Here is an 11,841-nt window from a genome sequence, read left to right on the forward strand (position 1 = left end):
CCGCCGTCATGGCAGGCTGCGCCGGTTGGGAAAATTGCGCGCGTGCTGCGCCTGGATCAGAAGTAGTGCGATGCCTGGAGCCAGAAACGGGGCTCCTGGTCCGCCTCCGTCGCGAGTGGCTGCTGCCCAATCGGCCAGGCGATGCTCACATTCACCTGATGGCTGGCGCCGAACTGCGTAATGCCGAATCCCGCCGCGCCCAGGCCGTTGCGGTTGTCGCCCTGCGCCCAGCGGCGTTTGCTCAGACGCACGCCCCCCCGGTCCGCGAAGGCGTTCAGTTGCCAGCCGGGGGCCAGCTGGTAGCGCAACTCGGCGCTGGCCAGCCAACCTTCGTCGCCGCTGGCCGCGCCCAGCGGGTACGCGCGCACGCCATAGGGGCCGCCCAGGCTGAATTTTTCCGAACTGTCCAGGTTCCTCGAAGCCCACTGTGCCTCCAGCCGCGCAAACAGCTGGAAGCGGCCTGCGAGCTGCTGCAATCGGCTGGCCGAGAGATTGGTCCTGCCGAACCAGCCGGCTGCACGCACGGTCTGGCGATCCTCGCGCCCGGCCTGCGCGTCGCCCAGCCGCAGCCGGCCGCGGCTGTGCGACAGATTCCAGGCGTTCCGTCCACCGCCGAACCATCCGTCCTCGCTGTTGCCGGCCAGGGCCAAGGTCCATAGCCCGATACGCTTGCGACTGCTGAGCTCGAAGAGGTCCATGCGGTCAGCCAGACGCTTGCGCTCATACTGCAATTGCAGGCGCAGGCTGGCGCGACGCGTGCGCACCAAGGGCTGCTGAATGAACGCGGTCGACACTTCGGCGCGGCCATGCGCACCCAGAGGTTCGAAGCGCTTGCCCAGTTCGTACCGCATGCTGGACACGCCCACGCCGACCCGCGTGGACCAGGGCCCCAGCGGCAGCTGATAGGCCGCGTTGTAGTAGCGTTGACCGCGGTCGCTACCCAGCAGCCGCAGATTGAGCTGATCGCCCAGGCGCAGGGGGCTGTTGACGCCGAAGCTGCCGCTCAGCCGGTACTCGCCGGTGTAGTAGCCGCCGAAGTTGTCCGCGTCCAGGCTGCCGAAGATGAGCGGCCCCGCGTCAGCGTCCACCAGCAGGCTGGTGGTGCCGGTTTCGGCGCCAGCCTGCAGCGTACCCGTCACGGCCACGCCGGGCAGGTCGCTCAACAACAGCAGCGCGCGCTCCAGTTCGTCGGCCTGCACCGTATCGCCCGCGCTCAGGACGGAGAGCGGCTGCTCCAGTACCACGTCGCGGACCCGCGAGCGGTTCTGCAGGCGGATATCGCCGTAGCTGCCCTCCAGCACGGCAATGCGGAGGATGCCCGCATCGAGGTCCTGCGGCGGCAAATAGGCGCGCGCCAGCACATAGCCCTGATCGTGGTAGTAAGCAGTGATGCGATCGGCGGCCGCGCGCAGCTCCGGCAACGTCAACGCCGTGCCCGCCAGATCGGCCAACAGCGCCTGCAATGTGACCGCGTCGACGACATGGTTGCCTTCGTAGCGAAATTCGCGAACCAGGACGGAAGGGCCCGCGTCCGCCTCGCCAGACGCGGCGGCAGGCGGCTGCGGCTCGGGCAGCTGCACGTCGGGTGCGCTGCTGGCCGCGGGCATGGCGGGCAAGGCCGATTCCAGATCGCGAATGGCGCGCCCCGCATCCGGAATCTGCGCCCACGAGCTGCTCGTGTACAACACCATGGTCAGCCCGACGCCCGTAGCGGCCACTCGTTGGCATGCGCTTGAGCGCTTGCGGCGCAAGCATGCGTCCGCCTGCCCGGGTTTGCCGGTACGCTCCCCTGTCATTCCCCATCCCCTTGCTCTCAGCCACCTTGCACGGGCAGCGCTCGCTGCCCGGCCGGCTGCCGCTCCGGCCATGCCGGGCGACGCTCGTCTTGCAGGCAGAATACGGATCGCGCGGCGGCGGGGCTTTGGGAAGGCTACGAAAACGGAGTCGTACTTCTACGATTCCGCAGCAGGCTGCCACGGATTGCAAAGCGGCGGCGAGGGAGGCCGCACTTTCGTACTCCTCCTATTCTTCCGCGTTCCAGCAGTCGGTACTATGGCGGCAAGCGGCATCGTCACAACTGCCGCGCACATACGGCGTTTCAAACGCCTGCTTTCGAATCCCGCCGCAACCGGCCATGGACGCGCGGCGGTTCCAGTAGCAGGCTCTGGATGAACGGAAAAAAACATGTCACACGGCCGCATCCGCGTCATCGTCGCCGACGATCATCCCATCGTGTCCCTGGGCGTGAGCCATGAGCTCGCGCGGGACCCGGCGATCGAAGTCATAGGCTGCGCCAGGAATTCCACGGACCTGGTTGCCCTGCTGGAAGCGCAACCCTGCGACGCGGTGGTCTCGGACTATGCGATGCCGGGCGGCAAACACGGCGACGGCCTGGGGCTCATCGGTTTTCTGCGACGGCGTTTCCCGGCGCTGCGCGTGGCCGTGCTCACGATGATCGAGCATCCCACGCTGCTGCGGGCGCTGCTGGCCGAAAAGAATCTCTGCATACTCAGCAAAGCGGACTCCACGCGCCATATCGCCGAAGCGATACACGCGATGAGCCGCGGCCGGACCTACTATTCGCCGACGGTCAAGGACATGATCATCCGCGAATCCCTCTCGCCGCAACCATCCCGGCTGACGCGGCGAGAGGCCGAGATCATCCGCCTGTTCTGTGCGGGCACCACCATCACCGAAATAGCGCAGATCTCCAGCCGCAGCGTGCAGACGATCAGTTCACAGAAGCGCAGCGCGATGAAAAAGCTGGGTCTTGAACGCGATGCGGACTTGATCCGATACGGCTGCGCCGCACTGCCGGACCAGCCCGCCCTGGCCGCGGCCAACGCGGCGCTGCCCCAAGAGGAGGACGAGCAAGTCGCTTGAATCCCCGCCCGGCGGGCGCCCCACACGCTGTCGCTTGTGCAATGTCGACACGTAGAACGCATCCAGCATCCGAATGGCAGCCGCTTGATCCACATCAACGCCGCCACCGCCCCTTTGCGTCAAAGCGGCCGGAATGATGTTCAAGTGATTGCGCCCGCCCCTGAAACCCGCTGCGCCCGCCCATCCGCGGCGGCATGCCGGCGCCGCCCGATACGTATCCTGCCGCATCTTGATTCGACTACGCCACCGCCTGAGCCCCTCGCGGCTCGACACCGTGACGCGCTTTCGCCGCTATCAGCGCTGGCAGAGCCTGGGCGGCGGAGTGCTGATCACGGCTGCGGTGCTGTTGACCTTCGCCCTGGAAGCAAAGACCACCGCCGACAAGTACCTGGAGTATGTGCGCCAATCCTTCGTGGCTGAACATGCCGTGCTCATGAAGGAAATCTATACACGCGAGAACGCCTTCCGCATCGGTCTGGCCAGCGCGGAACTGATGTGGCGGGAAGCGGCTCCCTTCGACGCTGTGCAGATCGCAAAGTACCGCAGCCAGGGCGAAGAACTGTTATTGGAATCCGACGAGGATTCCCGCTCGCAATGGATATTGGGCTCGGGGAGCGGGCGGGTGGCGAATGCGGCAATAGGCAAGTTCTTCAATCTGGCCGAGCAGATCGGCCGCATTCCTTCAGGCAGCCCCGCCGACCATGGCAACTCGCTGGCCTCGTTCTTCTTTGGCGTCAACGGCAGCATTGCGGGTCTGGTCCCCGCCCCAGACCAGGCCGTCCGCCAAAGGATCCTGGCCGACCGCGACCGCTACCTGGCCCTGCTGACGGGCGAGGTCAGCCGGCGCATGCTGATCGCCACGGACGCAGGCACCGATACGTGGCGCTCCTTGCGCTGGATCCCTCCCGTCGCCAATCCGATTACCGGCAAGCAGGTGTTCCGCATCGGCGGAACCATACTGGACAAAGGCGTGCCCGTCGCCGTGCTGGTGACGGAGTATGCCCCCTTGCGGCCCGGCGCAACGCAAGCGGCGAATCGGCAAGCGGGGGCATTCGCCATCATATCGGCCAGCGGTCAACTCATCGCCGCATCGCCGGGCGCGGAGTCCGCCCCCGCGCAGGAGGCGGCACCCGCCGCCGATCTTGCAGACATCCCTGCCGGCACACGCCAGGAAAGGACACGTTCCGGCCAGTTCTCGATCTCGGAAGGCCTGGGTCCCACCAGTTGGGTGCTGGTCTTTACGCTGGACTGGAGCAGCATCGTCAACGCCATTGCCGCGCAGCTGACCATGCCCGCCACCATGACCGCAACGACGTTGGCGCTCATATGGGCCCTGCTGTTCTACTTCGAATTGCGCGTGGTCCGGCCCTTGATGAACCGCTCCCGGTTGGCGCTGGAAAGCGAGCATCTCAACCGTACGCTCATCGAAACAGCGCCGGTCGGCCTGGGTCTGATCGATGCGGCCAGCGGCAGCCCGCTGCTGCACAGCCCGGCCATGGAGAAGATGACTGCGCGCGTGGGCGCGGGAAAATTCAGCCTGTCGGCGGAACTGGCCAACCGTTACCGGCGGCGCGCAGGCGTGGCTGCAGGCACGCGCGACACGGATGTGGTCGAGGAAGACCTCTCTTTCGTGGCCCGCGACGGCAATCCCGTCACCTTGTCGGTCAGCATGGCGGGTGCGCGGTACCGGGGTGCCAACGTGGTCGTGGCCGCGTTCATCGATGTCACCGAAAAGTACCAGTTGGCGCAGCGCCTGCGCGAGGCCAAGGCCGCTGCCGACCGCGGCAATGCCGCCAAGTCGGCCTTTCTGGCGGCGATGAGCCATGAGATCCGCACCCCGCTGCATGCCATCCTGGGACACCTCGAACTGCTCTCGCGCTCGCGCCTGGCGCCAGTCCAGCGCAACCGGCTCGAAACCGTGCGCGCCTCGTCGGGCCTGCTGCTCGCCACGATCAGCGACGTATTGGACTTCTCCAAGATCGAGGCCGGCGAGCTCAGCCTGGAGCAGACGGAGTTCGACCTGCTCGAAGTCGCCTCGCGCGCCTTGTCCATGTTCGCGCCCCAAGCTCAAGCCAAGGGCCTGGCCTTGCTCGGCGAGCTGGGCGCTGCGCTCAGGCTGCCGATGCGGGGGGATGCCACCCGGCTGGGACAGGTGATCCACAACCTGCTCTCCAATGCCATCAAGTTCACCGACCAGGGCCAGGTGGTGCTGCGTGTCCGGACCGACACGACCAGCATCGCCATCGAGGTCGAGGACTCGGGCATAGGCATGACCGAAGAACAGACGCAGAGCGTCTTCCGCGCCTTCAGCCAGGCCGACGCGACCATAGGCAGACGCTACGGCGGCACCGGCCTGGGGCTGACCTTGTGCTGCCGACTGGTGGAGGCGATGGGCGGCTCCCTGTCGGTGCGCAGCGAACCTGGACGCGGCAGCCTGTTTGCGTTCACCCTGGAACCAGGTATCGACGCCGGTGAAAACGACAGGCCATGGTTCGCCGGCGAACAGGTATTGCTGCTGGCTGCGCGCGACAACTGCCGCCACCATCTGGAAGCCGTCCTGCGCACCTGGGGACTGCGCGTTCACGCCCGCCGCCACCCTTCCGAGCTGGACGCGGACATGCTGGACGAAGCGACGGTCCTCATCATTTGGGGGAACAAAGCGGATTGGCAGCCCCGGGACGAGGACAGATTGCTGGACCAGTCCTCATGGGTGATCGACTGCGGCATGCTGGGCCCCTCCATGCCACAGGATGCGGGGCGCAAGCTCAGCGTGTCCATGTATGGGCTGCAGGGCCTGGCCTGGGCACTGCGGCACGCGTTGCAGGACGCGCCCCTGGCCACGGCAATGCCCGTGCCGGCGCCGCCGCATCCGGTACGATCGTTGCGGGTACTGGTGGCCGAAGACAACGCCGCCAATCGCGGCTTGTTCGAAGAGCAGTTCAAACTGCTGGGCTGCGAAGTCGATCTGGCGGAGGGCGGCGCGCAGGCTTGCGCGCTGCTGGCATCACGCCGCTATGACGTGCTGGTGACGGATCTGGCGATGCCCGGCATGGACGGCTATGCGCTGGCCCGCCAGGCCCGCTCCGTCCGGCCGGACATGCCTGTCATCGCCGCCACCGCTTGCGTGACGGAAAACGAGCGGCAACGTTGCGATGAAGCGGGCATCGCGCGCGTGCTGACCAAGCCCTTGCCGCTGGCCGAACTCGAACTTGCCTTGCTGGACGTGTGCGGACAAGCCGCGCCCAGCCTGCAACAGTCCACGGCGGATTCCGGCGGCCCGCAAGCCCTGACCGACGGACGCGCCTTTCCACCCGCGCTGCTGCGCACCTTCGAACAATCCTGCGCACAATCCCTGGCCACCATCAAGCGAGCCGCCATGGACCAGGATAGGGGCCGCCTGCGCGGCGAACTGCACGCCTTGCGCGGCATGCTGGCCATCTTCCGCCTGCCTGCGCTGGCCACACAATGCGCGCAACTCGATGCGCACCTGGACCACTTGGGTGTCCGCGGCTCGGCGGAGGCGGTATCGGGCATCTGCGACGATGTGCTCGCGGCCGTGAAGAACGCCGTCGAGACAGCGGACGAACAGCGGACTGCGGAGCAGGCATGAACGCCCTGTCCGCGCCACGCCTTCAGGCGATGCCCGATGCAGGCACGCGCGCCGGCAACTGATCAGCGGGCCGGCTTTCGAGCATCTCAGCCAGCTCCCGCCGCTTCGCGGCATAACCCGGATCATCAAAGAGATTGTCCATCTCGTCCGGGTCCTCGGCCAGACAGTACATCTCGCCCGCGCCGCTACCCAGTTCCACCGTCAGCTTCCAATCGCGTGTGCGCACCGTGCGCAGCTTCAGCTCCACGCCGCAGCGCGATGCCGCCACGTCCCATTCGCTCAGCGCGAACTCGCGTTCGGCATCCCGGCCTTCCAGCAGCGGGCGCAGGCTGCGGCCATGCTGCGGCCCAAGAGCCGGTGCGCCGCCGTAGTCGCAGAAGGTCGCGGCCAGGTCCAGCGTGGAAACCGGGTCTTCCACCTTCTTTCCGGCTGCGATGCCGGGACCGCTGGCCACCATGGCCACGCGCAGCACGCCTTCGTAAGGCATCGGCCCCTTGAGCATCAACCCGTGATCGCCCAACCATTCGCCGTGGTCGGACGTGAAGATCACGATGGTGTCCTGATCCAGCCCGTATTCGCTCAAGGCCTTCATGATGCGGCCCACCTGGTGGTCCACCAGTGAAATCATGCCGTAGTAGTTGGCGATGATCCGGCGCAGCGCCTCGTCGGATTGGGTCGGCATGCGCGAGAAATTCTGGCGCACCGCCTGCACCTCGGCGTTGCCCATGGGCTTGCTCTCCATGCTGGCCCTGTGCCACCAAGGCCGGCGCTCGTAGTCGGTGGCACGATGGCGCGGCAGGTCGACCTCGTCGGGATGATGCAGGCGCGACCAGGGTTCCGGACAGTCGAAGGGATGATGGGGATCGGGAAACGAGGCCCACAGGCAGAATGGCTGGTCGCGGTGTTCCCGCAGGTAGTCGATGGTGCGATCGCCGATCCAGGCAGAGTTGTGCCAGGCTGCCGGCAATGCGGAATTGAAGGTCTGCGGCACGCCGCTGGCCGGCCCCAGATCGGTCTGGTACAGCTGGTTGCGCAGCTCACCCAAGCCGTCGCCGTAGTGCCAGCGCGAATGGTTCAGGCCGCCCGGCAAGGGCGTGGGCAGCCAGTAGTTGTGGCCCTCCACCACCAGCTCGACATGCTCGAAGCCCATGTATGGGCCCGCCCAGCCTGGCCCCATGCCGGCCTCGCTGTACTGGCACTCGGGCCGTCCGGTGGCCTGGAAGGTATGGTGCGTAGAAAAATGCGCCTTGCCGATGAAGCCGGTGTCATAGCCCGCGGCGGCCAGGCTGCCAGCAAAGCCCGCCTCGCCGGTGCGCAGATCCAGGTCTATGCCGTTGTCGCAGACGCCATGCGTCAGGGGCAGCAGGCCAGTCAGCATGGAGGCGCGCGAAGGCTGGCAGACGATGTTGGGCGTGATGCAGGCCGCAAAATGCGTGCCGCTGCGCGCCAGGAGGTCGATGTGCGGCGTCTTGACGCGCCGTCCCGCAAAGCCCAGGCAGTCGCCGCGATGCTGGTCGGTCGTGATGAGGAGGATGTTGGGGCGTTTCATTGCTGCTTGCTGATTGCGGTCTTGATATCGGAAAGCACGGGAGCGAGAACACGCGTGTCATGGGCGATGCGTTCGCTCAAGCTCAACCCGTCCTGGTCGCCCACGATCATGCCCTGGGCCTGCATCTTGTCCCGGACTTCGGGACTCTTCAGGACAGCGGCGACGGCGCGCTGCAAATCGGCCTGCACCGGCGCCGGCGTCTGCGCTGGCGCGAACAAGCCGAACCAACTGTAGAACGTGAAGTCCTTTACTTCGTTCTTCACCATCGGCAGGTCGGGCGCGCCGGCGATGGGCGCGGCTCCCGCGTTGGCCAGCCCCCGCACCTTGCCGGCCTTGATCTGCGGCACGGCGGTGCTGGCGACGATGAACATCAGATCGACCTGGCTGCCCATCACGCCGACAAAGCCCTGGGGCGCGGCCTTGTAGGGCACGTGCTTGAGCGAGATGCCGGCCGCGTGCTCGAACAGCGCCATCGCCAGATGATGGGTGGAACCCGGGCCGCCGCTGGCGTAAGTGATGGCGTCGGGCTGGGCGCGCGCCTGGTCCAGCAGTTCGCGTAAGGACTTGAACGACGCCGTGGGCGATGCCACCAGCACGTATTGCAGGGTCGCCAGCGTGGCGACGGGCGCGAAGTCCTCGGTGCGATACGGCACATCCTGCATCAGGTACGGCACGGCCGTGAACGAAGCGTCCGGCCCCAACAGCAAGGTGTAGCCGTCAGGCTTGGCGCGGGCCACGGCCTGGGAGCCGATGACGCCGGCTCCTCCCGCGCGGTTTTCCACGATGACCGGAACGCTCCATTGCTTGGACATTTCCGCGGCGACCAGGCGTCCGACCACGTCGGCGGCGCCGCCCGGCACCGATGGCACGACCAATGTGACCGGCCGGTCCGGATAGGCCGCACAGACCGCCAAGGGAACGGCCAGACTGCATGCGGCCAAGGCGCCGCATATACGTTTCAGCATGATTGTCTCCATCCCGCGGCTCGCCTCATTCACGGGCAGCTCGCCAGGAAAGATCATCAAACAGCGAGACATTCCAGTCCAATGATATATTTTGGCATTCTCATATCAGATTTGATATGTCAGGATGAGACCTCCAGATCCCGTTCCGTCCCTGCAGTCCGGCTGGTACCTGCGCGGCCGGCTGCGCCTGCGTCACCTGCAACTCATGCTGCTGCTGGACGAAGTCCACAACGTCGGCATGGCGGCGCAGCGCATGGCCACCACCCAACCCGCGGTGTCGCGCATGATTGCCGAACTGGAAGACATGTTGGGCGCGCGGCTGTTCGACCGGACACCGAAAGGCACCTTCCCCACTCCCCACGGCGACTCGCTGATCCGGCATGCGCGCTGGGTGCTGGGCGACCTGGAACGCATGAGCGGCGAATGGTCCGGCGCACCCGACCTCGACGTGGAAACCATCAATCTCGGCGTCAACTCGGCGGCCGCGGCCTACCTTGTGCCGCGCGCGTTGCTGCGTTTCGAGCAACGTGCCGCCAACGTCAATGTGCTGGTGCGCGAGGGTTCGCTGGAAGCCCTGGTGCCGGACCTGCACACCCGCAAGCTGGACCTGCTGGTGGCGCGCATGGGCGCAGCCGTCCGCACGCCCGACACCCTGACGCAAGTGTTGTACGAAGAACCCATGTGCTTATGCGCACGCAGCGCGCATCCGCTGGCAGAGGTATCCCAGGTCTCCTGGGCCCAACTGGCCGCCTACCCGTGGATCATGCCGCCGCGCGGCAGCCCGGCACGCATCGGCCTGGACATGCTGCTGCAGCGCCACGGCCTGTACCCGCCCTCGCGCATCGAGTCGGCCTCGGCCCTGAACAACATGATGCTGATGGCCAATAGCGACCTGCTGTCGCTGCTGCCGCGCTGCGTCGCCCGCCATCCCGCAGGCAGCTGCGACATCGCCATCCTGGACATCGAACTGCCGCCCGTGTTCGGCCCCCTGGGCATCGTGCGGCACCACAGCCTGGATCTATCGCCGCGGATGCGGGATCTGATCGACTGCCTGCGGACGGAAGCGGCCGACGCGGCGGCGGCATCCCCAGAAAGGTAAGTCAGGATGGCTGGCGTCGAGCCAGCGTCCTCCACCGTCCGACGACCCTCGGCATGATGCGCAGCAGCGCTTCGGACGCAGCACGGCCGCTCCACGCATCGGCTGTTAGTGAAACTACTGACGCCCTCACGCCTTGACACGGCAAATGCCCAGCCCTAAATTAATTACGTGATTTTTCACCTATTATTCACGCATAAATGACGAACATAAAGCCGCTCCTGAAAGCTGTTCCCAAGAAGTCGACGGCGCCGATCAAAGACGCGGAGGATCTATTCCACGTCACGGATTGGCCCATGCACTACTTCCTGGCCATCGACCGCTTCCATATCCGGAACATCGCTCGCGTGCTGTCCGCCCATCACTGCTCCCCCCTGATGTGGCGAGTCCTGAGCATCCTGGCCGACCGCGACGGACACAGCGTGTCGGAGCTGGCGGACCTCAGCGTGATCGAGCGCTCCAACCTGAGCCGCATCCTCGACGCCATGGAACGCGATGAACTGATCGAGCGCATCGGACATGAGACCGACAAGCGGCAAACGCATGTGTTCCTGTCCGAGCAAGGCCGTCAGCTCTTCGTCGAATCGCTGCCCGCGGTGCTGGACTACTACGCGCGGTTCCTCACGGGAATATCTCCGAGCGAGATGACCGTCCTGATGAGTGTGCTGAAGAAGATCAAGCGCAATGTCGCTTCGTTCGATTCACGAGATTCCAGCGACCTGGATTAGCCACTGTCCCGAGGGACCCATCATGAACATGAGCCGTCGTTCCGCCCTGCAATCGACATTTGCTTTCGCCGCGTCAGCCCTCTTGCCCAAGGCCGCTGACGCGCAGGATTCATGGGTTCCCACCAAGCCGATACGAACCATCGTCCCGTATTCGGTAGGCACTCCGCCCGACGTGGTCACGCGCATCGTCGCCGCGAAAATGACGACGAATATCGGGCAATCCGTGTATGTCGAAAACCGGCCCGGCGCGACCGGCACGGTAGGCCTGGGCGAACTGCTGCGCCAGCCATCCGACGGCTACACCCTCATGACCATGCTGCAGCCCATCTCGGTCGCGCCCGCGCTCTATCCGGCCCTGACCGTGGACCTGTCGCGCGACCTGAATGCGGTCGGCCAGTTCACCAGCTATTGCAATGTGCTCACCGTCCATCCCAGCATTCCAGCCCGCACGGTCGCGGAATTGGTCGCGCTGCTGAAGGCCAAGCCCAATGAATTCAATTTTGGCTCGGGCGGCAGCGGTACGCCGGCCCATCTTTCGGGTGAACTGTTCAAGCAACAAGCGGGCGTGCTGGCAACCCACGTGCCCTATAACCAATTCCCGCAGGCGGTGGGCGATCTGTTGCAAGGACGCCTGCAATTCATGTTCGTGACCAGCAGCGTCATCGTTCCGCATATTCAGACAGGCCGCGTCCGCGCGCTCGCCGTGACCGGCGCCAAGCGGATTGCCGCCCTGCCGGACGTACCCACGATGATCGAATCGGGCTATCCGGAGTTCGACGTCAGCGGCTGGGACGGCTTCGTCGTGCGCTCCGGCACGCCGCCGAAAATAATCGCGCGCCTCAATGCCGAGCTTGCCAAGGCCGTGAAGTCACCGGACGTTGCGGACCGGTTCCTGGCATTGGGCGTAGACCCCGTCGCCGGCAATCCCGCCCAGTTCTCGGACCTTATCGCCGCCGAGTCCCGGCGCTGGGGAAATCTGGTTCGCAGCGCCGGAATCAAGGCGGAGTAAA

At 65.8% G+C, this 11,841-nt stretch carries 8 protein-coding genes; 5 read left to right on the forward strand and 3 right to left on the reverse strand.

From position 1 onward, the window contains the following. Positions 1–56: 56 nt before the first annotated feature. The gene (locus AXYL_RS29900) at positions 57–1,691 is read right to left on the reverse strand and encodes a ShlB/FhaC/HecB family hemolysin secretion/activation protein (protein WP_041654441.1); all 1,635 of its coding nucleotides are present in this window, start codon (positions 1,689–1,691) and stop codon (positions 57–59) included. A 493-nt stretch (positions 1,692–2,184) separates the two neighbouring features. Between AXYL_RS29900 and AXYL_RS29905 the strand changes: the two genes are divergently transcribed. After that, positions 2,185–2,883 (forward strand): response regulator, encoded by a 699-nt coding sequence (locus tag AXYL_RS29905; protein WP_013396630.1) that lies wholly within the window; start codon positions 2,185–2,187, stop codon positions 2,881–2,883. Between the two features lie 229 nt (positions 2,884–3,112). After that, the gene (locus AXYL_RS29910; RefSeq protein WP_148260645.1) at positions 3,113–6,493 is read left to right on the forward strand and encodes a hybrid sensor histidine kinase/response regulator; all 3,381 of its coding nucleotides are present in this window, start codon (positions 3,113–3,115) and stop codon (positions 6,491–6,493) included. Between the two features lie 22 nt (positions 6,494–6,515). On the opposite strand, the gene AXYL_RS29915 is transcribed toward AXYL_RS29910, so the two are convergent. Together AXYL_RS29915 and AXYL_RS29920 are read right to left on the reverse strand one after the other, a co-directional pair. After that, complete coding sequence (locus tag AXYL_RS29915) at positions 6,516–8,042, reverse strand: sulfatase-like hydrolase/transferase (RefSeq protein ID WP_013396632.1); 1,527 nt, start codon at positions 8,040–8,042, stop codon at positions 6,516–6,518. Beyond that, positions 8,039–9,007 (reverse strand): Bug family tripartite tricarboxylate transporter substrate binding protein, encoded by a 969-nt coding sequence (locus tag AXYL_RS29920; protein ID WP_013396633.1) that lies wholly within the window; start codon positions 9,005–9,007, stop codon positions 8,039–8,041. The genes AXYL_RS29915 and AXYL_RS29920 overlap by 4 nt, the downstream gene beginning before the upstream one ends. Before the next feature lie 124 nt (positions 9,008–9,131). Between AXYL_RS29920 and AXYL_RS29925 the strand changes: the two genes are divergently transcribed. The 3 genes from AXYL_RS29925 (at position 9,132) to AXYL_RS29935 (ending at position 11,840) form a co-directional block, all read left to right on the forward strand. Next, positions 9,132–10,106: a LysR family transcriptional regulator gene (locus AXYL_RS29925; protein WP_013396634.1), complete on the forward strand. Its 975-nt coding sequence runs from the start codon at positions 9,132–9,134 to the stop codon at positions 10,104–10,106. Between the two features lie 293 nt (positions 10,107–10,399). Beyond that, entirely contained in the window at positions 10,400–10,831 is a 432-nt protein-coding gene (locus AXYL_RS29930; protein WP_049797877.1) for a MarR family winged helix-turn-helix transcriptional regulator, read from the forward strand. A 22-nt stretch (positions 10,832–10,853) separates the two neighbouring features. Then, on the forward strand, positions 10,854–11,840 hold the full coding sequence (locus tag AXYL_RS29935) for a Bug family tripartite tricarboxylate transporter substrate binding protein (protein WP_013396636.1): 987 nt from the start codon (positions 10,854–10,856) through the stop codon (positions 11,838–11,840). The last annotated feature ends 1 nt before the right edge of the window (position 11,841 follow it).

This window comes from Achromobacter xylosoxidans A8 (genome assembly GCF_000165835.1).
Taxonomy (GTDB): Bacteria; Pseudomonadota; Gammaproteobacteria; order Burkholderiales; family Burkholderiaceae_B; genus Achromobacter; species Achromobacter xylosoxidans_B.

Excerpts from the sequence above, each read along its gene's own strand:
- AXYL_RS29920 (WP_013396633.1), bottom strand. The coding sequence starts at position 9,007 with ATGCTGAAACGTATATGCGGCGCCTTGGCCGCATGCAGTCTGGCCGTT.
- AXYL_RS29900 (WP_041654441.1), bottom strand. The coding sequence starts at position 1,691 with ATGGTGTTGTACACGAGCAGCTCGTGGGCGCAGATTCCGGATGCGGGG.
- AXYL_RS29915 (WP_013396632.1), bottom strand. The coding sequence starts at position 8,042 with ATGAAACGCCCCAACATCCTCCTCATCACGACCGACCAGCATCGCGGC.
- AXYL_RS29905 (WP_013396630.1), top strand. The coding sequence starts at position 2,185 with ATGTCACACGGCCGCATCCGCGTCATCGTCGCCGACGATCATCCCATC.
- AXYL_RS29930 (WP_049797877.1), top strand. The coding sequence starts at position 10,400 with ATGCACTACTTCCTGGCCATCGACCGCTTCCATATCCGGAACATCGCT.
- AXYL_RS29925 (WP_013396634.1), top strand. The coding sequence starts at position 9,132 with ATGAGACCTCCAGATCCCGTTCCGTCCCTGCAGTCCGGCTGGTACCTG.
- AXYL_RS29935 (WP_013396636.1), top strand. The coding sequence starts at position 10,854 with ATGAACATGAGCCGTCGTTCCGCCCTGCAATCGACATTTGCTTTCGCC.